Origin of the sequence: uncultured Kluyvera sp., from assembly GCF_902485085.1 — a bacterium.
Lineage (GTDB): Bacteria > Pseudomonadota > Gammaproteobacteria > Enterobacterales > Enterobacteriaceae > Kluyvera > Kluyvera ascorbata.
Map to the genome: position 1 here is coordinate 48,899 of NZ_CABTJS010000004.1, position 24,742 is coordinate 73,640.

Sequence of the window (24,742 nt, forward strand, 5' to 3'; positions counted from 1 at the left end):
GGTGGCCCGTTTTTCATGGTAAGCGGGCACAACACGTGCCCGTTGTTGTTTCTGATTAACGTGCTTTTTTAGGAAAGACCAGCAGCGCCACAATCGGTGAAACCACCATCAGGGCGAAGACGTAGGTAAAGCCCACGCTAAAGCCGCCCGTCAGGTCAACCGACCAGCCGATAAGCTGGCTGTTGATGGTTGCCAGCAGGAAGGTGCAGACCCAGAAGGTTGACATGGCATAGGTGACGGTCTGCGTGGTGGCGTTTTTGAGCCCCTCTTTAGGAATCGAGAAGATAAACGCAAACCAGGTCGCGAAGATACCGCCGGTCAGGAACGAACAGACCAGAATCACGATGTCGTTGGTGGCAAATAGCATGGCAAAGGTGGTGACCGCCATAAAAATACTGGAGATAAACAGCCAGTTTTTATAGTGATAGCCACGGTTCTTAAAGTAAGGCCCCACCAGTGCGCCCAGCATGATCCCCACCTGGTTTACCGTCCCGCTAAGATGCGCGTGCGAATCCGCCGGTAGATGCGCGTATTTGGCGTAGTAGAGCGGCAAGAAGGTGAACATAAAGACCATCATGATCATCGCTCCGGCATACTGCGCAATCATCCCCCACACGATACGGCTGAAAATGGCCTCTTTCAGCACCGCCATTTTACTTTCACGGCTCTGGCTCGCGGCATTTTCCTCACTGCGCTCTTCGTCGGTAAAGCACAGCATCCATACCACGCCCAGCAGCAGCGTGATAACGCCATAGCCTGCCAGCAGATTGCGCCAGCCGCCAAACAGCGTAGACAGGTAGCCTGCCAGGGTCAGCGCAATAATGGTGCCGATGATGTTCGAGGTACAGTTGATGCTGTTAAGCGTGGCGGCCATCTTGTTATCAAAGAAGCGGGCCACCGTCGGCACCAGGGAGACCAGACATACCGCACCGCCGAGGCCGCCGAGGAAGCGGATAATCAGCAGTAGCGTGAAGTTATCAATAAACGGAATAAATACCGATACCCCAATCATCACGCAGCCCAGCAGATATGACCTGCGGGTGCCCATACGGGCAACCAGCACCGCGGTGCACACGGCGCCGACGATTTTGGCCCACAGAATCACGTTCGACATCAGCGCCGCGTGCGACACGTCGACGTTAAAGTCATGCATGATCTGCGGCATCACCGAGCCGGTAGTGGCCCATGCTGCGCCAAACACCATGTAGACGGCGTAGAGTACAAATTCAATGGTCCATTTTTTCACGCGCGAGCCTCACTGATGCTCAGTTCAACCATCTCCAGCAGCATCTCGCTTGCCAGACGCAGAGATTCAACGGGCAAAAACTCTTTGGTGGAGTGGAAATTGTGGGCACCGGTAAAGATATTGATGGTTGGTAGGCCTTTTGGCGTAATCACGCTGCCATCGTAGCCGCCGCGCATAATCAGCGGTTTTGGCGTAATGCCGAGGTTATGCATTGCCCGTTTCACGTTCTCGAGAATTTCCGGCGACCGGTCGAGGCTTGGCTTCACGTTGTCGTAAATATCATTCAGCGTGATGGAGACACGTTCTTCGCCCCAGCGCTGCTTGAGGTCGGCGACAATCGCTTGCAGCGTGGCTTTACGTTGCTGATAGCCCTCGATTTCAAAATCACGGATGGCAATATCCAGCGTCGCACTGGCGGTATCACCGCTTAGCTTGTGTGGCCAGTAGTAACCTTCGCGACCTTCGGTGTGCTCCGGGCGCTCTTTTGGCGGCAGGGCGGTAATCACCTCGGTGGCGATGCACAGCGCGTTAACCAGTTTGCCTTTGGCGCTCATCGGGTGGGCCGTCGTGCCTTTCACCGTGATCTGCGCGCTGCCGGCATACCAGTTTTCAACAACGTATTCGCCCACGCCGCAGCAGTCGAGGCAAATACCGAAGTCGGCGTTTAGCTCAGATACATCCAGCGCTTTCGCCCCGCGAATGCCAATCTCTTCGTCCGGCAACAGTACCAGGCGGATATCGCCGTGTGGCACTTCCGGGTGAGCAATCAGATATTGCAGCGCTTCGGCTCCTGCGGCGATGGCTGCTTTATCATCGGCACCTAACAGGCTGGTGCCGTCGGTGGTGATGAGATCCTGGCCAACGTAGTCCAGCAGCTCCGGGTGGTTTTCCGGGGAGAACACCTCGCCGCTTCCCGGCAGCACAATGGCTTTGCCGTCGTAATGGTTTACGCGCACCGCATGGGTATCACCGGTGTGGTCCGGCGCGGTATCGAGGTGGCCAAAGAATACGATTGACGGGGCGTTGGAAATATTCGGGGAAGGGTAATCGTAGTGATAGCGTTGTCTTTTATCTCAATGGAGACACCGGCATGGTGGGCAAATTGACTGACAACGTGTTGGGCGAGTTTAAATTGATTCTCACTGCTCGGTAAATTCTGACTGGTTGGGACGGAAGTGGTGTTGATTAAGGTATATTCGAGAAACGTTTTTGTTATTTTATCGCTATCAATACGTTTTTTCATTACGACTTGCCTATTATTTGGTTACGTAAAGAAACACTTTATTCACATCTTTATGGAAGGGATAAAAAGCTTCTTACCGTTCTCTCTTATGCAACAGGAAACGCTTGCGTGAAGGGGTGTTGTATTATTCTCTTGCCAGACAACACCGTTATTAATAGCACATTATGAGGGTATGTAAAGCGGTCAGCGTGGGAAGCGGAAGGGCATGCTCCCCACGGCACAGGGAGCGAAATGGGAATTATTTAAAACGGTCCCAAGGAATAATATTATCTAACAATACGGACAGCAAAATCCCCATCAATAAGCCATTACTTAACAACGGGCGAATAGTCAGTGGAACATCCTGTAAATACATGGGAGGCAGCGCCATTAAAAATAACCCTATAAATAACGGGAGTGCCAGACGATAAATATTGCGTGAAGTGAACTTCACCTGCTGGCTGAATACCAGGCTGGAATAAAGTAACGGCAGATAAGAAACCAGCATGACTGCACTACTGACCCCTAATGGGATGGCGCAGAAGAAGCGCGAGAGCGGGGTGATAATCGCCACCAGCAGAAACAGCAGCGAACCGTAGAAAAATGACCTTCGGGAGCTATCGCCGGTCTGGGTTAATAAACCCACAGAAGAGACAAAAGGTGAAAACGGGATCACCGCCAGCGGGACGGTGATGAGCGTAATGACTCCGGAGACCACAAAACTCCGGCGGTAATGGACGCCGGTTGCTGGACTTTGCGGGTAGAACACATCGGTGCCACGGATGGCACCGTAGGTATTACTGATGTTGACCAACCCGGTCATGACCGCTGTGAGGATAATCCCCGGCGAGAGCGTACCGTGGCTGCCTAAGGGGAACAGCTGCCAATGCAGTTCGCCAAAGGCGACCGTTGATGCGCCAAAGCACAGACGCCAGACGAGCCAGCCAACTACTGTGCCAATCAACAGCGCATAGCGGAAAATGCGCTGAGGCAGAAAGACAATCAGGCCAATCACGAAGAACATTACCGCGGCGGAAACGCCGAACGGCGCAAGTTGAAGGCTGACGTCAGATTTAGCGATGCCAAACGGCAGTCCCAACATGCCCTTAAAGAAGATGGCGGTAAGCTGCGCGCCCAGCAGCAGCATAAACGCGACCATTACCGTTGGGGTAAACAGGCGAGCCAGACGGTTGCCAAGCCCGCTGACGCCAATAAGGATGGTCAGCACGGCAGAAATCGCGATACCGACGGCCAGGCTGCTGGCGATGTCATTAAGCGGAGTACCGCGTGAGGCCTCCGCAAGAGTGATGGTCAGAATCGTTCCCCACCACAAGCCGGTTGGGCCTTCCATAATGGCGCGGCGATGGCCGAAAAACACCTGTAGCAGGCAGGCCACGGCGGTGCTGAGAAACGCATACTGCGTCAACATTAGCAGGCTGCTGTCCGGCAGATGGAAGGCGGAGACTAGCGTCGGCGGCACCACCACGGTATTGCAGAAAATAAAGAAGAACCACTGAAAACCGGATAACAGGTTTTCGCGATGAAACAGAGACTTCGGCATAGGGTACACCTGCAAATAAACGCTACTGTAGGTCTTTTTGTCGCTCGACGGTGGTTCCAGGCATTAACGGCCTGAAAATGGGCATGAAATGCCGAAAATACGGCATGAAATGCATTATTTGTGTGATGAATGCATGGTCCCTGAACTATGCTACAAACTCTGCCAGTCTGGCAACGGGGAAATGCAACCTACTGTCCTGACGAAAGGTTTCCAACAGGTATTCAACGGTCGCCTTAACCCGCGGCGCCACCAGCGCCCGATGCGGATACTGAATCACCATTTCGTAGCTGCCGGTATCGTGCTGGCCAAAAAGCAGCGTTTTTAACTGCCCGCTTTGCAGATGCGCCAGGGCGTGATGTACACCGACCTGCGCGATACCAAGCCCCAGCAGGGCGGCCTGAAGCTGCGCTTCCGGGGCGGACAACGTGACAACGGCGGCATCCGGTTCGAGGGTTATCAGGCTGCCATCGGGCCCGTGGAAGTTCCAGGGAGACACTTTGCCGCCGAGAAAACGGCGGGCAATCAGATGATGGTGTTTAAGCGCTTCGGGCGTGGTCGGAACGCCATATTCAGCAAGGTATGCCGGTGAGGCCACCAGCACCATATTCAGCAGGCACACCGGACGGGAAATCAGCGACGAATCGACGATACGCCCGCCGCGGATGGCCAGGTCGTAACCGTCGCGGACAATATCCGTCACCCGATCGTCAAAATCAACTTCAACGGAAAGGCCTGGATAGCGCTGGCGAAGCCCGGGAAGGGCGGGCAAAAGCTGTTCACGGCCAAAAGCGGCGCTGGTAGAGATACGCACGTGGCCTCGCGTCTCCATTTTCCCGGCAACCACCGTATCTACTGCGGTATCCAGCGCTTCTACGGCGATTCGCGCCTGCTGGAGAAAGAGCGTGCCTTCTTCGGTCAGACTGAGCTTTCGGGTGGTGCGGTTCATCAACCGTACCCCGAGCGCCTGCTCCAGCCCGGCGATGTTTTTACTGATGGCGGCCGCGCTCACTCCCTGAAGTCTTGCGGCGGCGGCAAAGCTGCCCGCATCGGCGGCATCGATAAAAGAGGTAATGGCGCGCACGCGCTGTGAGAGATCCATATGCAACTCCGGTCTCGGGTAAATAACTTTTATTATTAACCTTGAGTTGAAAGTGTATCAACTATAGGCGCTATTAAAGTTATTAATCTCTCGTCGCATACTGCTTGTCATTCGCAATAAACACGACAAGGTTATCGATACATGAAAACGCTGGTGATTGTTTCACATCCCTATTTCTCTCAGTCCCGGGCGATTCACGCCCTGCAGGAAACCGCCGAAGCAGCGGAAAACGTAACGGTACGTAATCTGGAAACGTTGTATGGCGACTCCCCGGATGCCATCAACGTCGCGGCAGAACAAGCAGCGTATGCCAACGCCGATCGGGTGGTATTTCTCTATCCCACGCACTGGTTCAACCTGACCCCGATGCTCAAAGCGTACCTGAATGCGGTCTGGACCTACGGCTGGGCGTTTGGCCCCGGCGGTGAGGCACTTAAAGATAAACAGCTGCAAATCGTGACCACGGCGGGAGCGAGTGAGTTCACGTACTCCCACGAAGGGCTACTCAACAGCACGATGGAAGAGGTTCTGACGCCAATGAAAGCCAGCGCCCGCTACGTGGGCATGCGCTACCGTCAACCGCTGGCGTTCTATGAGGTGGCGGCACGCAACAAAGACAAACTCAGCGAGTTCCAGACACGGTTTGCCGCCGAGCTGCGTGCGGCATAACACGAGGAAAGGCAGCATGAAAAAGTGAAGGTATTAATGAAATTGATTCATAGGCCAGTTCTGAATTTACGCCCTAATCAACCTAATACCAACGCCCTATACTTTTCCCATTTACTCGTTTATACGGGAGCCTCAGGGCTCCCTTCGGAGATGCCACGATGCAAAACCCACTGAATACCCACCAGCAGGCGATTATCCCGATTGCGGCCCTGACCGCCTGCGGCGATATGGCCCGGCTCACCACCGCGCTTCACGAAGGCCTCGATGCCGGTCTGACCGTCAATGAAATCAAAGAAGTGCTGGTTCAGCTTTACGCCTACTGCGGTTTCCCGCGCAGCCTGAATGGCCTTGGCTGTTTTATGTCGGTGATGAACACCCGACAGGCGCAAGGGATTGTGGATGAGGCAGGGAAGGAAGCCACCCCGGCCGCAGCGGGGTGGGATAGCCTGACTGCTGGGCGCGATACGCAGACTGCGCTGGTGGGAAGAGCCGTCAGCGGGCCACTGTTCGATTTTGCTCCTGCTATCGATACCTACCTGAAAGCGCATCTGTTCGGTGATATTTTCCAGCGCGACGTGCTGGACTGGCAGACGCGAGAACTGGCAACCATTTCCGCGCTGGCTGCTATTCCCGGTGCGGAAAGCCAACTCAAAAGCCACTTTTCTATCAGCCAGCATAACGGCATCAGCCCGGAGCAATTCCACGCATTTATTGCGGTGCTGGCGGCGAAATGTGCCCCGGATATGGCCGCAAACGCTAATGCGGTGCTGGCGCAATTTCTTGATGAGATACCGTCCGCTTAAGCGTAACGCTGAGGGCGTTTGACGCTTTATTTGGTGCGTATCTCCATACTTTAGCCCTCGTCGAACACCGGCAGCGACACCCTGCCGGTTTCTTCTTTTTCCAGGATATTATGAGTCGAACAGAACATTCCGCACCGAATAAACGTGCTGCCACTTCCGGCGTCTTTTTCATCGTCATTCTTGGCGCGCTGATGGCGTTTACTTCCCTTTCTACTGACATTTATCTGCCTGCGATGCCAATGATGGCCGCGCAGCTTCAGGGTAATGTCGAGTTGACGATTACCGGTTTTTTGATTGGTTTCTCCTTTGCTCAGCTGGTCTGGGGGCCGATAAGCGACCGTATCGGGCGTCGCATTCCGCTGTTTATCGGGATGGTCCTGTTTGTGATTGGCTCTGCGGGCTGTGCGCTGTCGAGTGATATGCCGCAGATTGTGTTTTGGCGCGTGTTCCAGGCGTTTGGTGCCTGTACCGGGCCGATGCTGGCGCGCGCGATGATTCGCGACCTTTATGCGCGTACACGCGCCGCACAGATGCTTTCAACGCTGGTGATTATCAGCGCCATTGCGCCGGTTATCGGCCCGCTGTTGGGCGGTCAGATTGTTACCGTTGCCTCCTGGCGAATGGTGTTCTGGCTGCTGGTGGTGATGGGGGCGGCGATGTTTATTGCCCTCTGGTGGCTGCCGGAAACGCTGCCTGTGGAAAAGCGGCTGACGACGCCAATCAGCAGCGCCTTTGGCAATTACGGTACGCTGCTAAAAAACCGCGAATTTATGCGTTACACCCTGTGCGTGAGCTTTTTCTACGTGGCGGCGTACGCCTTTATTGCCGGTTCTCCGTTTGTGTATATCCGCTACTACCACGTTGACCCGCAGCATTACGGTTGGCTGTTTGCGGTGAATATTGTCGGCGTGATGGCGCTGAGCTCGGTGAACCGCCGTCTGGTGCAGCGTCACCCGCTGCATACTTTGCTGCGCATAGCGTCCTGCGTGGCCGCGCTGGCGACCGTTGTGCTGGCGCTGTCGGTGAAAATGCACCTCGGTGGGATGCTGATGATGATGCTGACCATCTTTATCTTCTTCTCGATGAACGGCATTGTTGCCGCTGCTTCTACCGCCGCGGCGTTGGATACCGTACCCGGAAATATGGTGGGCTCCGCCTCAGCGCTGATTGGCTCATTACAGTACGGCAGCGGGATTGTCTCTTCGTTGCTGTTGTCTTTCTTTAGCGACGGCACACCGTGGGCGATGGCGTGGATTATGATGGCGTTCACGCTGCTGTGTTTTGTGATGGTGATGAAGGGAAAGCGCGGGTAGGGCCTGCGAGTTCAGACGTGAAAAGCCGTACGGAACATCCGGTTACATATTGATACCAAAATGATTCCGACGGCTAATTATATTCTGTTTTGTATATTGCCATGATGTTATATCGTAACGCAAAAATTCGCGTCGGTTTGCCATTCCTGCTATTACCTTATGTGTTGCAGCCGGTCAGGCGAGCCCATTGGGAGCATCAGGGTGTCATTACCACCATTATTGCCGAAGGGCGCTCAACGTAGCCGCCTGCTTCTGCGTCTTACCATCATCAAAATCTCTCTCGCTGGCCTGCTGATGCTGGTCGGGTTGATCTACGCCTTTCTCTCGATGATTGCCGGCACGGGCATCTGGTTGCCCGCGTTTCGCCTGCTGCTGGCGGTGGCGCTGGTCGCACTAGCTTTCGTTGATAACGCTATTCGTTTTGAAAACCCGCCACCACCTACGCCGGAGGGCGAACCCGCGACGGTGGCAAACAAGTGGTTGCCGATACCGCCAGCACTCCAGACCTGGTGGACCTATTTCCAGCAAAATCTGGCGATGCCCGCCGTGCTGTCGCTACTGGCGATGGCGTTTGCTATCGCGGGCCTTGCCGACCGCAGTCCCGCCAGCGAAGCCGATATGGCAATTAGCCGCGTCATTCCCGGCGTGCTGCTGGCATTAAGCTTTGGCCTGCTGGTGATTGAGCGCACGATTAGCTATAAAGCGCTGCGTCACTGGCGCTATCAGCAGGAGTATGTCGGGCTGGCGCGGATGATGCTCAGCCTGCTGGTTTTGCTTGCTGCTGCGCTGCTGCTGGTCACCTATTCGCCGACGCTAACGCTGTGGCTTATCAAGCTGGGCTGTTTGATGATTCTGCTGGTGGCGCTGGAGTATTTCCTGCGCACGATAATGGTGATGGCGTCGCCGCTTTCAGCAGACCTTGCTCCGCGGTTCCTGACCCGTAGTCTGTTTGCCGCCCAGTATCGTTGGCCGCTGCGGCCCCTGACTCTGGTGCTGAATACCCTTGAGCAACGTTTCGGTATCGATCTTCGCCAGGTTCAGGCCTTTCGCCTGATGGGGAAAACCTTGCTACCGGTTGTGCTCGGTCTGGCCATTGTCGGCTGGTTATTGAGCGGTCTGACGCAGGTGCCGCTGCATCAGCGAGGGATTTACGAACGCTTTGGCCGACCGATGGCGGTGCTTTCGCCAGGGCTGCACGCCGGATTGCCCTGGCCGTTTGGTCGGGTGCGCGCCGTGGAATTCGGCGCGGTACACGAACTGCGGCTGAGCGACGAACCAGAGCAACAGGCAAGCAGAGCAGAGCCCGATACCGCAGAAGGCCCGGCACCACAAAACAGCTGGCGTCTATGGGACAGCAGCCACCTGACCGATCAATCTCAGGTGATCGCCAGCCAGGCGGCAGATAACCAGAGTTTTCAGATAGTGAATATGGATATTCGTCTTATCTGGCGCGTAGGGTTGAGCAATCAGGATGCGCTAAACAGCCAGTATCAGGCAGAGGATCTCCCGGTACTGGTGCGCAGCATTGCCCGCCAGGTGCTGGTGGCGGAGTTTGCCAGTAAGCAGCTCGATGAACTGCTTAATGAGCAACGTGCAAGCCTGGCGACCGCGCTTAATCAGCAAATTCAGCAGCGTTTAACGGCGCTGCATACCGGTGTCGAGTTGCTTTCTACCCGTATTGAAGCTATTCATCCGCCAGCGGGGGCCGCTGATGCCTATCACGGCGTTCAGGCGGCGCAAATTGCCGCCAGCGCACGAGTAGCCCGTGAACGGGGTTATGCGGCTACGGTGACGATCAACGCCCGCCAAAATGCGCGAACCCGCGAGAATGGCGCCGAGGCCTTTGCCGCAGAAAACCTGTCGCGCGCCCGGGCCGCTGCGGTGCAGTTTGCCGCGGATAGCCAGTCCTGGCAGCAGGCCGGTCAGGCCTTTATTCTTGAGCGTCGTTACCACATTCTTAGCCAGACGCTGGCGCACACGCCGTTATTAATCCTGGATAGCCATCTCCAGGGCACGAATGAACCCGTCCTCGATATGCGCCAGTATCCCGCGCTTACGGATAGCACCGCACCACAGAAGGCCAGCAAACCATGAAGATCCATTCAATCGTTCCTCCGCAGCCGACGGAAAAAATCGGCATGCGTCAGATGTCGTCGCCCCAGCCGCTGCGGCATAAGCGGGCGCTGCGCCTCGGTATTGCGGCCTTTTTGTTGACGCTTGCCGTCCTGACGGCCTGTCTGCTCAACGTGAGCGCCGGCAGTGCGACGGTCGTTACGCGTTTTGGTAACCCGGAGCGTGTGCTGCTGTCGCCGGGTCTGGCATGGCGTCTACCGGCACCGTTTGAAACGCCGATTAACGTCGACCTGCGCGTGCGCTCGACCTCCAGCGGTTTGCAGGATGTGGGAACCCGGGACGGTCTGCGCGTACTGGTGCAGGCGTGGGTTATCTGGAAGGTGAAGCCGGATGATAACAATGTGCTGCGCTTTATTCGCGCCGTGCAGAATCAGCCGGATGAAGCGGCGCGTCAGATACGGACTTTTATTGGTTCTGCGCTGGAAACCACCACCAGTAACTACGCGCTGGCGGATATCGTCAACGTAGATCGTAACAAGGTCAAAATTGACCAGCTCGAGCAGGGGTTGCAAGCGCAGTTGAAAAGCCAACTGCTCAACAGCTATGGTATTGAGGTGATTCAGACCGGCATCGAGCGGCTGACGCTTCCGGCGGTCACCCTAAACGCTACCGTCGATCGCATGCGTGCTGAACGTGAAACCATCGCCGCAGAGCGGACGGCGGAAGGCAAGCGTCTGGCGGCGGAGATTCATTCTCAGGCGGATCGCGATGGGCGTATTGTGGAAGCGGACGCCTCGGTAAAAGCGGCGACGATTATGGCCAATGCGCAACGCGACGCGGCCTCTATTTATGGTAAAGCCTGGGCCAGCGACCCGCAGCTGTATAGCCTGCTGCGTTCACTGGATACGCTGAGCACCATCGTGAATAGCAACACGCGGCTGGTGCTGCGTACCGACGCAGAACCGTTTAAGGCACTGGTGCAAGGGCCGGAGCAGTTACAAGAGAGTGCCAAACCATGATGCGCGAATCGCCAAAGGCGACGCCCTGGGGGCAGTCGTACCGGATAGCTTTTTTCACCCTTTACGCAGCGGCGATAATGGCGGCCTGCGCGTGGCTGTTTTCCAGTATTTACCAGATTGCGCCTGACAGCAGAGCGATTGTCTATCGCTTCGGCAAGCCCGTTCGGGTTGAAGGTGCCGGGTTGCTGTTTGCGTGGCCGTATCCCATTGAACGTGTAGAACGGGTACCGGGCGCAGAGCGCATACTGGAACGCGACGTGCTGGCATTACAGCGCGAGCAGCAGCTGAGCCAGATTAACAGTTGGGATCGTGACAACGACGCTGGGGCGGGGGCCGGTTATCTGTTAACCGGCGATGCGGGCGTAGTTCAGCTTAATGTGCGGGTGTTCTGGCGCGTGAGCGACCCGGTACAGTTTGCGCTACAGCAACCGCATATTGACCCGCTGATCGACCGTTTGACGGAGCGGGCGGCGGCAGTGGTTTGCGTGGGGCGCGATCTCGACTCCATTCTGGTTACTCGCCCGGAGACCTTACAAAATGACAGCCATGCGGCGCAGGAACGCATCCAGCTGCGCAGCGATTTTAAACAGGCCATGACGCAAAGCCTGCTGAAGCTGGCTGATGGGGGCAACGATCCGGGCATTCGTATTGAACGCGTGGATATCACCTCATCGCTGCCGGAAAATGCCGTCGCCGCGTTTAACGCCGTGCTGGCCGCCGGGCAGCAGGCGGAGCAGGCCGTTGCCAGCGCCCGCACCACCGCGGCATTGCGAACCCAACAGGCGCAGCAGCAGGCGGACCGCACGCTCCAGCAGGCTGAGGCTAGCCGTCAGGAAATACTGGCGCAGGCCAACGTGGATACCCAAACCATTACACAACTGGCCGACGCTCGCCGTGCGGGGCTCGATGGCGGGCTGTTGCAGCGTATCTGGCGCGATAAAGTGACCCGTATTCTGGCCCAGGCGGGACAGGTGATTACCGTCGCACCCGGTGACGATAGTCGATTGATTTTGCAGGGGCTACCGGCTCAGCCTGCCACGCCGACCAATAGCGAGAAACAACCATGAGTCATCAGTGTAGCCACGGGCATATCCATTTTAGCGGCAATCTGCAAACCCCCGAGGAACAGCGGCGGATGCAGCGCCAGCTTACGCTTACGATGATAACCATTGGTCTGCTGCTGCTCAGCTTGCTCTGGCGAGCCATTGCGCCGGATCAGCCCGGCATTAGCGACATTCTCGCCGGGGTGGCCTGGCTGCTGGTGGCGGTGCCGGTTTTCCGTGCCGGATGGCACAGTTTGCTGCACCCTGACCTGCATGGCGTGACCGACCTGCTGGTGGTGTTGGCCATGCTGGGGGCGTGGGCGTTGGGGGATTTAATGACCGCTGCGCTGCTGCCGGTCATCATGATTTTCGGTCATATCCTCGAAGAGCGAAGCGTGATGGGAACCCGGCAGGCGATCGCCGGGCTGAGTAAACTGACGCATAGCCAGGCGCGGCGCGTGCGGGCAGACGGCGAGATGGAGTTGATCGATAGCCAGCATTTGCGTGCTGGAGAGGTGGTTGAGGTGAGAGCCGGTGACCGGCTCCCTGCTGACGGGCGCATACTTTCCGGGCAGGCCAGTCTGGACGTGGGGCACATCACCGGTGAGTCGGTGCCGGTTGAAGCCGTAACGGGTATGAACGTTTTTGCCGGCAGTATTAACCTGAACGGTCTGCTGCGCGTTGAAGTGACCCACACGGGCGACCAGTCGACGCTCGGCAAAGTCATCGCGCTGATGAAGGACGCTGAGCAGGCAAAACCGCCGATCACCCGTATGCTTGAGCGCTATGCCGGTCACTATCTTATTCTGGTGCTGCTGATTGCGGCGACCACCTGGTTTTTAACCTACAACAGCCAGGCGATGCTGGCGGTGCTGGTGGCGGCATGTCCCTGCGCGCTGGTGCTCTCAGCGCCCGCCACGGCGATGGCGGGCATTGCCGTGGCCGCGCGTCACGGGATTCTGATCCGCAACGCGGCGTTTCTTGAAGAACTGGCGGATGTTGATGCGCTGATTGTCGATAAAACGGGTACCTTAACCGAGGGCCGACTCAGTTTTGTCGATGCGCTATTGGTAACCGAGATGCCTCGCGAGCAGGCGCTTGCGCTTGCGGCGGCGCTGGGGGCGACCAGTAACCATCCGGTTAGCCGGGTACTGGCCGAAACCTTATCTGATACCGGCGGGCACGCACTTCGTGATGTCGAAGAGATTCAGGGCGTGGGGATTGTGGCGACGACCGATGACGGCATCGCATTGTTGGGGCGACAGGCGCTCTTTACGCGCTACAGCGTCAAGACGACACCGTTGCCAGCGCATGAAGGGCCGGTCGTTGGCCTGGCGCTGAACGGCGTGTTCCTCGGCTGGTTCCTTCTGGATGATACGCTGCGTGCCGAAGCGCCCGCGGTCGTTGACGAACTTAAATCGCTGGGTATTGGCCGTGTGCAGTTGTTGACCGGCGATCGGATGTCCGTTGCTGAGCGCGTGGCGCAGCAGGCGGGCATTGATGAACTTGCGGGTGAAGCGCTGCCGGCAGAAAAGTTGCGTCAGGTTCAGAACATGGTGGATGAAGGCTGGCGGCCGATGGTGGTGGGCGACGGTATCAACGATGCGCTGGCATTAAAAGCGGGGGCCGTCGGTATTGCGATGGGCGGTAACGGTGCTGACATCGCACTGGCTTCGGCAGACGTGGTGCTTGCCGGTGGCGATCTCAGGCGTTTACCCACGGCGATTCGGCTGAGCCGCAAATGCCGCGCCACGCTGCAGGTAAACGTCTTTATCGGGCTCGGTTGGACAATTTTGATTGTCGCCGCTGCGGCGATGGGTCTGCTGGGTGCCGCCGGGGCGCTGATTGCGGCGGTGCTGCATAACCTGAGCACGTTGCTGGTGTTGCTCAATACCGGCCGGTTATTGCAGTTTGATGAGACTGACTAAAGCCAACCTAAATGACGCGTGGCAAAAGGTCTTTGCCACGCGTCTTTCTAATGGGTAAAGAAAACCAACGCTCAGACGGGATCTATTTTATCAGTCGGGCGACATTCGGCCGGTTACGGTATTTATTCTCCCACGGCATCCCGTAGCCAACCAGAAGACAGTCACTTTCCATTTCATAGGCGTAGTATTGTTTGACCGGGATCGCGACGCGGCCGGGCTTCACAAAAAGTACGGCAACCGAAACGGAAGCGGGGTGATAGTTGTCTGCCAGGTGCGCGACCAGGCGTTTCATCGTGCCACCGGATTCAATCGCGTCGTCAATCAGAATGACATGCCGGTTGGTGATATCAATATTCTGGTGATAGACGATGGTTGAGTCGTTATGCCGCTCACCGGGGGTATGAGGGCATGAAATATAGTCCATGCTGATATCAAAATCTAACTGCCGGGTCAGGTCTGCGGTGAACAGTATTCCGCCCGGAACCACGGTTATCACGACCGCATCGCTGAAATCACGGTTTAGCTGTGCGGCGACCTGACGCACGCCGGAGGCAATGGCGGCTTCATCGAGGATAATTTTGCCAATAGGTTGATTGCTCATTTGAACTCCTGGTCGGTAAAGATAAGCGCTGAGATAAAGGGTCAGCCTACTGAAATCACTTGGTTGTGTAAGATCCCCGCGATGATATCGCGAGCCTCTCGTGTCTCGGGTAACTCGCGATGTTGACCACAGTGATATTGCGAGAGCCAGTAGGTCAGCATCCCCAGAATCAGGCGAATGGCGCGCCCTGATGCAGGTACGATGCCAGAGACCACGCGGGTCAGACAGTCAGTGATTGCGGGCTGAACGGCAAGCTGATGTTCACTGGCATGCTGCATCAGTTGCGCATACAGCGGCTTCAGGCTGCCGCGTCGCGCTTCGTAGTAATAGCGGATAAATATCTCTTCCGTTGCGTTGATATCCTGGGCGATAAACCAGGTATGCGTTCGCTGTTCAAGCTGCTGTAGATAAGCGCTGAGACCCTGAGATAAGGTGATGTGCACGCGATGCTCCTGGTTATCGGGAGAATTTTGTCCGGCTAAGCTTTTCAGCACGGCCTGAAAGATAGCGCCACTATGATACATTGTGATAGATTGTGCAATATGTTGCTCGGTTATTGGAGATTCTCTTGATTGATTATGATGCTTTACCTGACCAGAGACAGGCGTTTATTCATCAGCTATTGATGACCACTGGTCGGGTGATTGGCGCTGATGTTGCGCGGCAGCTCGGGGTCTCGGAACACACTATTCGCCGTGATCTGCAGGAACTCGCCAGAAAAGGGGTGTGTAAGAAGGTCTACGGCGGCGCTGTTAGTCAGCTTATTGCGTCAAGTTCGCTGGCCACGCGGATTGAACAGAACGTCAGTGAAAAGTCGCTGGTGGGTAAGAAATGTGCCGAGCTGCTGAAGCCGGAATCTTGCATCTTTATTGATTCAGGTTCGACCTACCTGGCGATGGCGGCGTTTATTCCCGAGGATATTGAACTGACGATAGTCACTAACTGCCCGCAGATAGCCGCGGCATTAGGGGCCAGAACGAACGGAGAACTGATACTTCTCGGCGGTAAGGTGAATCCGAAAACCGGCAGTACGCTCAGTTCAGATACGGTAAATCTGGTACGCGAAATGGTCTTCGACCAGGCTTTTATTGGGGTGTGCGGGCTGGATCAGCAGGCTGGCTTGAGTGCCGTGTACTATGAAGATGCGTGCTTTAAGAAAGAGGTTATCGCGCAGAGTAACGAGGTCATTGTCGCCGTCACGGCAGAAAAAATGTCTCAGGTGGCCCGCTACAAAGTGGTTCCCTGCGACGAGATTGATGTGATGGTGGTAAGTCCTGAAACGGTGACTACAGATTTCGACAACAGCACAATTCGTATTGAAACAGCGGAGTAGCGAATCGTTGTAGTGGGGAGGTGAAAATATCTTCCCACGTCATGACGCGAGATTGCTGCGTGATGAATCAACTCGATAGGGGATAGCGGTAAGAAAATTCGGAGATAAAGCGGAATGGTGCGTCTGAATGGACTCGAACCATCGACCCCCACCATGTCAAGGTGGTGCTCTAACCAACTGAGCTACAGACGCATAATGGTGCGTTTAATTGGACTCGAACCAACGACCCCCACCATGTCAAGGTGGTGCTCTAACCAATTGAGCTATAAACGCATTAATGGTGCGTCTGAATGGACTCGAACCATCGACCCCCACCATGTCAAGGTGGTGCTCTAACCAACTGAGCTACAGACGCATTGTTGCTTGCGGCAACGGGGACGAATATTAGCGGCAGCGGCGGTCGGTGGCAAGAGGAAAATGTGTGATTTCACCCGACTGGAGAACTTTTGCCCACATTGCTCGCGTTTTAACGCGGTTGATAAAATTCATTGATCTGTCTGCATTTTATTTACCCAACGGCGCGACTCTGAAGACCGAACGCATAGACAAAACAGGAAGGTCTGTGTGGTTGAGAAATGAATTGTTATAATATAACATCTCATTTTTTCTCACATCATATAAGGATAAATAGCAATGAAACTTCTGGGAAAAGTAACGCTGGCAGTTGGCGCGCTGGTCGTCAGCGGGCAGGCGCTGTCACACGGGCATCATGACCACGGTCAACCACTCACGGCAGTAGAACAAAAGGCGGCAGAGGGGGTTTTTAGCGATAGCGATGTTAAGGATCGTGAACTGAAAGATTGGGATGGCGTTTGGGAGTCGGTTAACGCACTGCTGCTTTCTGGCGATCTCGACCCGGTTTTCCAGCAAAAGGCTAATAAAGACAAGAGTAAAACCTTTGCCCAGATTAAAGAATACTACCGTAAAGGCTATGCTACCGATGTGAATATGATTGGTATCGAAAACGGCACCATGGAGTTTCACGTGGGTGACAAGGTGAGTGCCTGCCAGTACCGTTACGCGGGGCACAAAATCCTGACTTACACCTCCGGCAAGAAGGGCGTGCGCTATCTATTTGAATGCCAGGACGCGAAGAGCGAGGCACCGAAATTCGTGCAGTTCAGCGACCATATTATTGGCCCGCGCAAGTCCAGTCATTTCCATATCTTTATGGGGAATCAGTCTCAGGAAGCGCTGTTGGCAGAAATGGATAACTGGCCGACCTATTATCCGTTCCAGTTAACGAAACAGCAGGTGGTAGACGAGATGCTACACCACTAAGCGGTAGCGCCGCGTTGCACCTCGGCCGGGCTACCTTTGAGTGTAGCCCGGCCAGGCGAAATGCCGCCTGGAAATGTTAACGCGAGGCGCGCTGAAGAATCACCACATCCGGCTGGCGTTGCAGGAAACGCATTCTCAGCATCATCAGCACAGCGGCCGATGTCAGACCAATAATAAAGCCCCACCAGAAGCCCGCCGGACCCATTCGCGGTACCACGATATCGGTCAGCGCCAGCACGTAGCCGCACGGTAGGCCCAGAACCCAATATGCGATAAAGGTAATAAAGAAGATCGAACGCGTATCTTTATAACCACGCAGAATACCGCTACCGATAACCTGCACCGAATCAGAAATCTGGTACAGCGCTGCCAGCAGCATCAACTGAGCGGCAAGCGTCACTACTTCCGGATTGTCGTTGTACAGCAGTGCGATGTGCGTGCGCATCAATGTGGTGAAAATCGCCGTGCACATTGCCATACACACCCCGACGCCGAGCCCGGTGCGGGCGGAAACCTGCGCATCCGGCGTAGAGCCCTGCCCAAGGCGGAAGCCGACGCGGATGGTAACCGCCGCCGCCAGCGACATTGGCAGTACGAACATCAGCGAGCTGAAGTTCAGGGCAATCTGGTGGCCGGCGACGTCGACGATTCCCAGCGGAGAGACGAGCAGCGCCACCACGGCGAACAGAGTCACTTCAAAGAATAACGCCAGCGCGATGGGCAGCCCTAAAGAGACCAGTCGTTTCAGGATGGCCGTATCTGGGCGGGCAAAGTGTTCTTTGTTACGGATGTCGCGCATCGAGCCCGCATGGCGAACGTAGTAGAACATGCTGAAGAACATCACCCAGTAGACCGATGCGGTGGCGACACCGCAGCCCACGCCGCCGAGTTCCGGCATGCCAAAATGGCCGTAAATAAAGATGTAGTTCACGGGAATATTCACCAGCAGACCAATAAAGCCCATCACCATTCCGGGCTTGGTTTTGGCAAGGCCTTCACACTGGTTACGTGCAACCTGGAAACAGAGGTAGCCCGGTGCACCCCATAACAGGGCACGGAGGTAGCCGACCGCTTTATCCGCCAGCGCAGGGTCAATGTTATGCATTGAGCGGATGATGTATCCCGCGTTCCACAGCACCACCATAATCAACACGGAGACCAGCCCCGCCAGCCAGAATCCCTGGCGCACCTGTTGTGCGATTCGGTCGCGACGACCGGAACCGTTGAGCTGGGCAATCACCGGGGTGAGGGCCAGCAGTAAGCCGTGACCAAAGAGGATGGCTGGCAACCAGATAGAGGTACCAATGGCGACAGCAGCCATGTCGGTAGCGCTATAGCCACCCGCCATAACCGTATCGACAAAGCCCATCGCGGTTTGGGCAACCTGCGCGAGGATAACTGGGATAGCCAGCGCTAATAACTGCCGCGCTTCACTAAAGTACTTCTGCACGTGAACACCTGTATTGTTGTTATTTATTCTCGCCGTACGCTGGGTACGGGAGACAGAAAAGCCGCCTTAACCGGCAGCAAGAAGAATAAATAGAGGATTTGCTCCATCATTGTAGCGAGGATTTGCTTTTAATCTAGTCAAAAAATAGGTGGAGCGGCGGGGAAGGTAGCAACCTGTTTTATCAACTGCTATTGTGCGTAGCAGACGAATCGGTAGACGTACCGTAATGATTATCAACAGGAGTTAACTGCATGTTCACTGGTATTGTGCAGGGCACGGCAAAAATCGTGTCCATTGATGAGAAACCGAACTTCCGTACCCACGTTGTGGCGCTGCCGGAACACATGCTGGCGGGTCTTGAGACGGGCGCATCGGTTGCGCACAACGGCTGCTGTTTAACGGTGACGGAAATTAACGGCGACCAGATAAGCTTTGATCTGATGAAAGAGACGCTGCGCATCACTAATCTTGGCGATGTGAAAGAGGGTGACCTCGTGAACGTTGAGCGCGCGGCGAAATTCAGCGACGAAATCGGTGGTCATTTAATGTCCGGTCATATTATGACCACAGCTGAAGTCTCTAAAATCCTGACCTCTGAAAACAATAAGCAGATCTGGTTTAAAATTCAGGACCCGACGCTGATGAAGTACGTCCTGTACAAGGGCTTTATCGGTATTGATGGCATCAGCCTGACGGTCGGTGAAGTGACGGCGACGCGTTTCTGCGTCCACCTGATCCCGGAAACCCTGGAGCGCACAACGCTTGGCAAAAAACGTCTGGGCGACCGCGTCAACATTGAAATTGATCCGCAAACGCAGGCGGTAGTCGATACCGTTGAGCGCGTGATGGCGGCAAAAGAAGCTGCACAGCAGCAAGCTGAAGCGGAATAGGCAGAAAAAAAAGCCCGGGGCTGTGTGCTCCGGGCTTTTTATTTATCGGGCGACGCGCAAACCGCTCTCTACGCCGCGTGAGAACATCACCTGCCATAGCTGAATATCTCGTGCACGGAACGCACCCGCGCAGGCGTTGAGATAGTAGCTAAACATGCGTTTGAATCGTTCAGAATAGTTGTCCGCGATTTCCGGCCAGCATTCGAGGAAGCGTTCATGCCATGCCATCAACGTCGTATCGTAGTCAGCGCCAAAATTGTGCCAGTCTTCCATCACAAAGTGAGGTTCGCTGGCGTGCGCAATCTGGCGTACTGAGGGTAAACAGCCATTCGGAAAGATGTATTTATTGATCCAGGGATCGACATTATTGTCCGTTTTTTTCGAGCCGATAGTGTGCAGTAAGAACAGTCCGTCGGGCTTCAGGTTTCTGTCGACGACGGAAAAATAGGTGTCATAGTTTTTCGGACCAACGTGCTCGAACATCCCGACGGAAACAATGCGGTCAAACTGATCGTTAAGGTCGCGGTAATCCTGCAGCAGTATTTCGACATCCAGCCCTTCACAGCGCGCCTGCGCCATTTTTTGCTGCTCCGCTGAAATGGTCACGCCCTTAACGCTCACGCCGTAATTTTTGGCCATAAATTCGGCCAGACCGCCCCAGCCGCAGCCGATATCCAGTACTTTCATGCCGGGTTGGAGCTGTAATTTCTGGCAGATAAGGTCCAGTTTGGCTTCTTGAGCTGCTTCCAGCGTCTGCGCATCTTTCCAGTAGCCGCAGGAATACTGCATAAACGGGTCGAGCATGCGGCTAAAGAGATCGTTGCCGAGGTCGTAGTGTTCTTTACCGACCTGCCAGGCACGCTTACGGCTTTGTAGGTTAAAAAGACGCGCGGCGGCAATGCGAAGCGTATCTTTAATATTGTGAGGGAGTTGCGTTTCTAATCCGGCGCGCAGTACCTTGTCGAAAAAGATATCCAGACGATCGCATTCCCACCAACCGTCCATATAACTTTCGCCAAGACCCAGCGAACCTTCTTGTAAAACACGTTTAAACAAACGCGGATTTTTGACTTGAATATCGCAGGAAGCATTGCCGTTAATCTCAATGCCTGCTCGGCTTAGCAGCTCGCTAACGATACGATACCAGTCGTCATCCGGTACATTTACTTCTTCTATACACGATGAGCTCATAGCTTCTCCATCCCGACCTGATGATCAGAACCTTAAAACAGCGTAGACGCTTTTTATGGGTTTGTGAGAAATCTCACGAAATTCGTGAGCCTGCTATCCGACGTAGCACAGAGGAAGGGAAGTATCCCTTGCCGAAAGCCTATCCATGGTCCAACGGGAAGCTATCCTGCTCCCGCTTAATAAGTTAAATCTATATTATTTATGTGATGCGGATCCAGTATAGGACGCTAAGTTTGTTGATTCAACTAAAAATCTTAGCGCCCTAATCATTTCCTGAGATATTGATATCGGTGATGTTTAGGCGTGGGAAGTGGCGTGTTCCATATCGCGTTCAGCGCGGCGTGCGGCCAGCTGAATTTTGTAACCGATGCCAGCAAGCAGCACGGTGACCAGCATTACGCTGGTAGTGGTCAACAGCGGCGTCGCAATCAGCGTAGAGACCGCCAGGCTTGCGAGGAAGCACAGCCCTAATTGCAGGGTGTTCTGCAGCGCTGCGGCGCGCCCCGTAGCCTGCGGGAAAGGCTTCAGAGCCTGAGCGACGACGATCGGATAAATAGCGCCGTTCGCAATAGCCATTACGCAGAATGGAATCAGCAGGGCGGTCAGAGACGCATTCTCAGCCAGACCTACTGCCCAGGTGCCCACCACGCTCAGCGCGTAGATAACCAAAAGCCATGGCAGCATTTGTGCGCCACGCCATTTCTGCAAGGCCGCGCGACAGCCGTAGCCGCCAATCAGGAAGGCGATGGTTTGCGGCACATAGCTCAGGCCTATCACCGTTGGGCTGTAGCCCATCGCATGCAGAATAAACGGCGAACCGGTAAGCCACGCGAAGAAGCTTGCCGAACAAGCGGCGTAGATAAGCACGTTGCCACGATAGTCTTTGCTGCGTAACAGACGCATAAAGGTGAGTTTCTCTTCGCTCGCGGCGTGATTTTTGTGCGCCGGTTTCAGGCGGAATGCCGGCAGCATCAGGAGCAGCGTAATAATAAACAGCGTGGCGAAAATAGCCTGCCAGTCAAAGTGTGCCAGCAGCCAGCTACCCAGCAGCGGGGCGAGCGCCGGTGATAGCCCAACCAGCGGCATGATGGTGGCGAAAATACGGTTAGTACGCTGGGCCGGATAGTAATCGGTGACCATGGCCTGCCAGGTCACCGCAGCCGCACAGACGCCAACGGCCTGTACAAAGCGCAGCACCAGCAGCGTGGTGCCATCGCGCACCCACAGCATACCAATGCAGCCAATAGCAAAAATGGTTAACCCAGCCAGCAAAATAGGTTTGCGACCATAGCGATCTGACAGCGGTCCCCACAAAAGCTGCGCGACGGCAAAGCCTGCCAGAAACAGGCTGAGGCTCGCACTGACGGCGGAAGCCGGCGTTTGCAGGTCTTCCTGAATGGCGGCAAAAGCGGGGAGGTACATATCGGTGGCCAGAAAGCCTAATACGCTCAATCCCGCGAGCCAGACTAAAAATCCTTTCCCAGGTTGCATAAACTTCGCCCTTTTTATCATGAGTAAACAATGCCGCTGAGTGTAGAGAGTGCATAACGGCTTGTGAAACGCTAATATTTGCGCCATGGATTCAAAATATTTGAAGGCAAAAAATGTGGTCTGAATATTCTCTGGAAGTGGTTGATGCGGTGGCGCGCAACGGCAGCTTTAGCGCCGCGGCGCAGGAACTGCACCGTGTGCCTTCTGCAGTGAGCTACACGGTACGACAACTAGAGGAGTGGCTCGCTGTGCCGCTATTCGAACGTCGCCATCGTGACGTAGAACTGACCCCAGCGGGGGCGTGGTTTTTGAAAGAGGGACGTTCTGTTATCAAAAAAATGCAGATCACCCGTCAGCAGTGCCAGCAAATTGCTAACGGTTGGCGAGGGCAGCTGGCGATTGCGGTCGATAATATCGTGAAGCCCCAGCGAACTCGCCAGCTGATCGTCGATTTCTATCGTCATTTCAGTGATGTTGAGCTGATTGTTTACCAGGAGGTGTTCAACGGCGTTTGGGATGCGCTGGCGGACGGTCGTGTGGAACTGGCGATTGGCGCAACCCAGGCGATTCCGGTCGGTGGCCGTTTCGCTTTCCGTGATATGGGGATGCTCAACTGGCACTGCGTGGTCGCCAGTACGCACCCGTTGGCTCGAATGGACGGTCCACTTAGCGATGACGTGTTGCGCAACTGGCCGTCGTTGGTGCGTGAAGATACGTCACGATCTCTGCCGAAGCGAACGACCTGGCTGCTCGATAACCAAAAACGCGTGGTCGTGCCGGATTGGGCCTCAGCGGAAACCTGTATCTCGGCGGGGCTTTGTGCGGCGATGGTGCCAGGACATCAGGCGCAGCCGTGGCTGGAAAGCGGAGAGTGGGTCGTGTTACAGCTTGAGAACCCGTTCCCGGATGCCGCCTGTTGTCTGACGTGGCAGCAAAGCGAAGCGTCGCCGGCGCTGAACTGGTTGCTGGAATATCTGGGGGATAGCGAAACGTTAAACGAAGAGTGGTTGCGGACACCCGAATAGGGTGTCCGCGGGTCATGCTTAGCGGCGATAGTCGCGGAACGGACCGTCGGCCACGGAACGACGTTCGATAAGGCGCGGATGCACCTCAATCGATTGAGACGTCTCGCGTTTGCTGACGATGCGATCCATCAGCATATTGAAGGCCGTTTCGCCGAGTGAATCTTTCGGCTGATGAATGGTGGTCAGCGCTGGGGTGAAGAAACGTGAGTTGCGCACGTTATCATAGCCGATGAGCGAAATATCCTGCGGCACGCGCAGCCCCATTTCATCTGCCGCACACAGGGCACCCATCGCCATAATGTCGCCGCCGCAGAAGATAGCGGTAGGGCGCGGATGCTGTGACAGAATTTGTTGCATGGCGCGATAACCTGACTCTGGCTCAAAGTCACCCTGCACAATCCAGTTGGCTGGCACGTTAATTTGTGCTTCTTCCATGGCTTTCATAAAGCCCGCAAGACGGCCTGCGCCGGTGTTACGCTCCAGAGGGCCTGGGATCACGCCGATATCGCGGTGTCCGCGCTCAATCAGGTAACGGCCCGCGGTGTAACCACCTTCAAATGCGTTATCAATAACGGAGTCGGTAAAGTCTGCTTTGGCTTCGCCCCAGTCCATGACGACCATCGGGATGTGACGGTACTCTTCCAGCATCGACAGCAGCGACTCTGGGTACTCAGAGCACATGACCAGCAGGCCATCGACGCGCTTTTGCGCCATCATTGACAGGTAGGCGCGCTGCTTTTCCAGGTTGTTCCAGGCGTTACCCAGAATCAGGGTATAGCCTTTCTCAAAGCAGTTTTTCTCAACGGCTTCGATAATTTCGGCAAAGTAGGCCGCTTCGCTGCTGGTCGCCAGTAAACCAATCGATTTGGTATGGTTAACCTTGAGGCTACGGGCAACGGCGCTTGGCGAGTAGTGCAGCTCTTTGATTGCCGCCCAGACGGCTTCACGCGTCTCTTCAGCAACAAAACGCGTCTTGTTAATTACATGTGATACGGTTGTAGTGGAAACGTTTGCGCGCTTCGCTACATCTTTAATAGTTGCCATTCCATTTCACTCCAGACCCTGGCCTGCCCCTGATAAAATCGAAAGGAAAACGTTTGCCTTCACACACCCTGACGCAATTTTATGGATTGCGATTCGCCGGGAAAACGATACAGGACGACAGGAGGGGGTCAATGGCCGGTACGCTTATAAATAAGCGTCGAATTCTGACTTATCCTGGCGCAAAGTGGAAGAGCAAAAAACAACATCCTGCTAAAACTGTGAAGATTTTTGCGCAATACTGTGCAAAAATGAGTTAGCTCAGTTTTGCTGTGGAAATAAAAAGGAGAAAAAATTGATGAGTACCGAACTTAAGCTGTCGCTCTCTACCACCGTTATTACGCTGGCGCTGATCGTCGCTGCCGCGTTGACTGCCGTTCTGCATTAATTCCTCTGCGGGGGAGCGTCCGCTCCCTCCTGTCTGATTGTTACCGAATTTGCAATAATCTTTTGCAGTTTTGTA

General features: G+C 55.2%; 22 protein-coding genes and 3 tRNA genes. 12 read left to right on the forward strand and 13 right to left on the reverse strand.

All coding sequences use genetic code 11. From position 1 onward, the window contains the following. Nucleotides 1-55 precede the first annotated feature (55 nt). The 4 genes from RDN66_RS00575 to RDN66_RS00590 all read right to left on the reverse strand — a co-directional run bounded on the left by RDN66_RS00575 (nucleotide 56) and on the right by RDN66_RS00590 (nucleotide 5,128). Entirely contained in the window at nucleotides 56-1,246 is a 1,191-nt protein-coding gene (locus tag RDN66_RS00575; RefSeq protein ID WP_123650449.1) for a nitrate/nitrite transporter, read from the reverse strand. Continuing rightward, a complete protein-coding gene (gene pepT, locus RDN66_RS00580; protein WP_308537471.1) occupies nucleotides 1,243-2,277 on the reverse strand; it encodes a peptidase T in 1,035 nt (344 codons plus the stop codon). Before pepT ends, RDN66_RS00575 begins: the two co-directional genes overlap by 4 nt. Before the next feature lie 450 nt (nucleotides 2,278-2,727). Continuing rightward, on the reverse strand, nucleotides 2,728-4,029 hold the full coding sequence (locus tag RDN66_RS00585) for a uracil/xanthine transporter (RefSeq protein ID WP_202215806.1): 1,302 nt from the start codon (nucleotides 4,027-4,029) through the stop codon (nucleotides 2,728-2,730). A gap of 145 nt (nucleotides 4,030-4,174) precedes the next feature. After that, nucleotides 4,175-5,128, reverse strand: coding sequence for a LysR family transcriptional regulator (locus RDN66_RS00590; RefSeq protein ID WP_202215805.1), 954 nt, complete (start codon nucleotides 5,126-5,128; stop codon nucleotides 4,175-4,177). A gap of 141 nt (nucleotides 5,129-5,269) precedes the next feature. On the opposite strand from RDN66_RS00590, the gene RDN66_RS00595 reads away from it, so the two are divergent. From RDN66_RS00595 to RDN66_RS00625, 7 genes are all read left to right on the forward strand, one after another. Then, nucleotides 5,270-5,797 carry an NAD(P)H-dependent oxidoreductase gene (locus RDN66_RS00595; protein ID WP_202215804.1) on the forward strand — a complete coding sequence of 176 codons (528 nt, stop codon included), beginning with the start codon at nucleotides 5,270-5,272 and terminating at the stop codon, nucleotides 5,795-5,797. Nucleotides 5,798-5,895: 98 nt separating this feature from the next. Then, the gene (locus RDN66_RS00600) at nucleotides 5,896-6,600 is read left to right on the forward strand and encodes a carboxymuconolactone decarboxylase family protein (RefSeq protein ID WP_308537472.1); all 705 of its coding nucleotides are present in this window, start codon (nucleotides 5,896-5,898) and stop codon (nucleotides 6,598-6,600) included. Nucleotides 6,601-6,710: 110 nt separating this feature from the next. Continuing rightward, the gene (locus RDN66_RS00605; RefSeq protein WP_202215802.1) at nucleotides 6,711-7,913 is read left to right on the forward strand and encodes a multidrug effflux MFS transporter; all 1,203 of its coding nucleotides are present in this window, start codon (nucleotides 6,711-6,713) and stop codon (nucleotides 7,911-7,913) included. A 201-nt stretch (nucleotides 7,914-8,114) separates the two neighbouring features. After that, on the forward strand, nucleotides 8,115-10,007 hold the full coding sequence (gene hflK / locus RDN66_RS00610; RefSeq protein ID WP_202215801.1) for a protease modulator HflK: 1,893 nt from the start codon (nucleotides 8,115-8,117) through the stop codon (nucleotides 10,005-10,007). Continuing rightward, entirely contained in the window at nucleotides 10,004-11,005 is a 1,002-nt protein-coding gene (gene hflC / locus RDN66_RS00615) for a protease modulator HflC (protein WP_202215800.1), read from the forward strand. Before hflK (RDN66_RS00610) ends, hflC begins: the two co-directional genes overlap by 4 nt. After that, on the forward strand, nucleotides 11,002-12,072 hold the full coding sequence (hflK, locus tag RDN66_RS00620) for a protease modulator HflK (protein WP_202215799.1): 1,071 nt from the start codon (nucleotides 11,002-11,004) through the stop codon (nucleotides 12,070-12,072). Before hflC ends, hflK (RDN66_RS00620) begins: the two co-directional genes overlap by 4 nt. Continuing rightward, complete coding sequence (locus tag RDN66_RS00625) at nucleotides 12,069-13,976, forward strand: cation-translocating P-type ATPase (RefSeq protein WP_202215798.1); 1,908 nt, start codon at nucleotides 12,069-12,071, stop codon at nucleotides 13,974-13,976. Before hflK (RDN66_RS00620) ends, RDN66_RS00625 begins: the two co-directional genes overlap by 4 nt. An 82-nt stretch (nucleotides 13,977-14,058) precedes the next feature. Here RDN66_RS00625 and RDN66_RS00630 read toward each other — a convergent pair whose 3' ends face one another. Then, a complete protein-coding gene (locus RDN66_RS00630; RefSeq protein ID WP_202215797.1) occupies nucleotides 14,059-14,577 on the reverse strand; it encodes a phosphoribosyltransferase in 519 nt (172 codons plus the stop codon). 41 nt (nucleotides 14,578-14,618) lie between these two features. Continuing rightward, entirely contained in the window at nucleotides 14,619-15,020 is a 402-nt protein-coding gene (locus RDN66_RS00635; protein ID WP_202215796.1) for a hypothetical protein, read from the reverse strand. A gap of 125 nt (nucleotides 15,021-15,145) precedes the next feature. On the opposite strand from RDN66_RS00635, the gene RDN66_RS00640 reads away from it, so the two are divergent. Then, the gene (locus tag RDN66_RS00640; RefSeq protein ID WP_202215795.1) at nucleotides 15,146-15,910 is read left to right on the forward strand and encodes a DeoR/GlpR family DNA-binding transcription regulator; all 765 of its coding nucleotides are present in this window, start codon (nucleotides 15,146-15,148) and stop codon (nucleotides 15,908-15,910) included. Nucleotides 15,911-16,025: 115 nt separating this feature from the next. Here the strand turns inward: RDN66_RS00640 and RDN66_RS00645 are convergent. From RDN66_RS00645 to RDN66_RS00655, 3 genes are all read right to left on the reverse strand, one after another. After that, a tRNA-Val gene (locus tag RDN66_RS00645) sits at nucleotides 16,026-16,102 on the reverse strand. Nucleotides 16,103-16,106: 4 nt separating this feature from the next. Beyond that, nucleotides 16,107-16,183 (reverse strand) — tRNA-Val (locus RDN66_RS00650). A gap of 5 nt (nucleotides 16,184-16,188) precedes the next feature. Further along, a tRNA-Val gene (locus RDN66_RS00655) sits at nucleotides 16,189-16,265 on the reverse strand. Between the two features lie 278 nt (nucleotides 16,266-16,543). Between RDN66_RS00655 and zinT the strand changes: the two genes are divergently transcribed. Next, nucleotides 16,544-17,191 (forward strand): metal-binding protein ZinT, encoded by a 648-nt coding sequence (zinT, locus tag RDN66_RS00660; protein WP_035897543.1) that lies wholly within the window; start codon nucleotides 16,544-16,546, stop codon nucleotides 17,189-17,191. Nucleotides 17,192-17,267: 76 nt separating this feature from the next. Here the strand turns inward: zinT and mdtK are convergent, their stop codons facing one another. Next, nucleotides 17,268-18,641, reverse strand: coding sequence for an MdtK family multidrug efflux MATE transporter (mdtK, locus tag RDN66_RS00665; protein WP_202215794.1), 1,374 nt, complete (start codon nucleotides 18,639-18,641; stop codon nucleotides 17,268-17,270). Between the two features lie 251 nt (nucleotides 18,642-18,892). Between mdtK and RDN66_RS00670 the strand changes: the two genes are divergently transcribed. Then, nucleotides 18,893-19,531 carry a riboflavin synthase gene (locus RDN66_RS00670; RefSeq protein ID WP_035897539.1) on the forward strand — a complete coding sequence of 213 codons (639 nt, stop codon included), beginning with the start codon at nucleotides 18,893-18,895 and terminating at the stop codon, nucleotides 19,529-19,531. A 42-nt stretch (nucleotides 19,532-19,573) separates the two neighbouring features. On the opposite strand, the gene cfa is transcribed toward RDN66_RS00670, so the two are convergent. Beyond that, a complete protein-coding gene (gene cfa, locus RDN66_RS00675) occupies nucleotides 19,574-20,722 on the reverse strand; it encodes a cyclopropane fatty acyl phospholipid synthase (protein ID WP_202215793.1) in 1,149 nt (382 codons plus the stop codon). 297 nt (nucleotides 20,723-21,019) lie between these two features. Further along, nucleotides 21,020-22,213, reverse strand: a complete 1,194-nt coding sequence (gene punC, locus RDN66_RS00680) for a purine nucleoside transporter PunC (RefSeq protein WP_308537447.1) — start codon at nucleotides 22,211-22,213, stop codon at nucleotides 21,020-21,022. Nucleotides 22,214-22,326: 113 nt separating this feature from the next. Between punC and punR the strand changes: the two genes are divergently transcribed. After that, on the forward strand, nucleotides 22,327-23,238 hold the full coding sequence (punR, locus tag RDN66_RS00685; RefSeq protein ID WP_123650429.1) for a DNA-binding transcriptional activator PunR: 912 nt from the start codon (nucleotides 22,327-22,329) through the stop codon (nucleotides 23,236-23,238). An 18-nt stretch (nucleotides 23,239-23,256) separates the two neighbouring features. On the opposite strand, the gene purR is transcribed toward punR, so the two are convergent. Further along, a complete protein-coding gene (gene purR / locus RDN66_RS00690; RefSeq protein WP_035896304.1) occupies nucleotides 23,257-24,282 on the reverse strand; it encodes an HTH-type transcriptional repressor PurR in 1,026 nt (341 codons plus the stop codon). A gap of 295 nt (nucleotides 24,283-24,577) precedes the next feature. Here purR and RDN66_RS00695 point away from each other — a divergent pair, with 295 nt between their 5' ends. Beyond that, on the forward strand, nucleotides 24,578-24,667 hold the full coding sequence (locus tag RDN66_RS00695) for a YnhF family membrane protein (protein WP_115074450.1): 90 nt from the start codon (nucleotides 24,578-24,580) through the stop codon (nucleotides 24,665-24,667). Nucleotides 24,668-24,742: the final 75 nt, after the last annotated feature.

Excerpts from the sequence above, each read along its gene's own strand:
- hflC (WP_202215800.1), top strand. The coding sequence starts at position 10,004 with ATGAAGATCCATTCAATCGTTCCTCCGCAGCCGACGGAAAAAATCGGC.
- RDN66_RS00695 (WP_115074450.1), top strand. The coding sequence starts at position 24,578 with ATGAGTACCGAACTTAAGCTGTCGCTCTCTACCACCGTTATTACGCTG.
- RDN66_RS00585 (WP_202215806.1), bottom strand. The coding sequence starts at position 4,029 with ATGCCGAAGTCTCTGTTTCATCGCGAAAACCTGTTATCCGGTTTTCAG.
- RDN66_RS00625 (WP_202215798.1), top strand. The coding sequence starts at position 12,069 with ATGAGTCATCAGTGTAGCCACGGGCATATCCATTTTAGCGGCAATCTG.
- RDN66_RS00670 (WP_035897539.1), top strand. The coding sequence starts at position 18,893 with ATGTTCACTGGTATTGTGCAGGGCACGGCAAAAATCGTGTCCATTGAT.
- punC (WP_308537447.1), bottom strand. The coding sequence starts at position 22,213 with ATGCAACCTGGGAAAGGATTTTTAGTCTGGCTCGCGGGATTGAGCGTA.
- zinT (WP_035897543.1), top strand. The coding sequence starts at position 16,544 with ATGAAACTTCTGGGAAAAGTAACGCTGGCAGTTGGCGCGCTGGTCGTC.
- cfa (WP_202215793.1), bottom strand. The coding sequence starts at position 20,722 with ATGAGCTCATCGTGTATAGAAGAAGTAAATGTACCGGATGACGACTGG.
- RDN66_RS00630 (WP_202215797.1), bottom strand. The coding sequence starts at position 14,577 with ATGAGCAATCAACCTATTGGCAAAATTATCCTCGATGAAGCCGCCATT.
- RDN66_RS00590 (WP_202215805.1), bottom strand. The coding sequence starts at position 5,128 with ATGGATCTCTCACAGCGCGTGCGCGCCATTACCTCTTTTATCGATGCC.
- purR (WP_035896304.1), bottom strand. The coding sequence starts at position 24,282 with ATGGCAACTATTAAAGATGTAGCGAAGCGCGCAAACGTTTCCACTACA.
- RDN66_RS00605 (WP_202215802.1), top strand. The coding sequence starts at position 6,711 with ATGAGTCGAACAGAACATTCCGCACCGAATAAACGTGCTGCCACTTCC.
- hflK (WP_202215799.1), top strand. The coding sequence starts at position 11,002 with ATGATGCGCGAATCGCCAAAGGCGACGCCCTGGGGGCAGTCGTACCGG.
- punR (WP_123650429.1), top strand. The coding sequence starts at position 22,327 with ATGTGGTCTGAATATTCTCTGGAAGTGGTTGATGCGGTGGCGCGCAAC.
- RDN66_RS00595 (WP_202215804.1), top strand. The coding sequence starts at position 5,270 with ATGAAAACGCTGGTGATTGTTTCACATCCCTATTTCTCTCAGTCCCGG.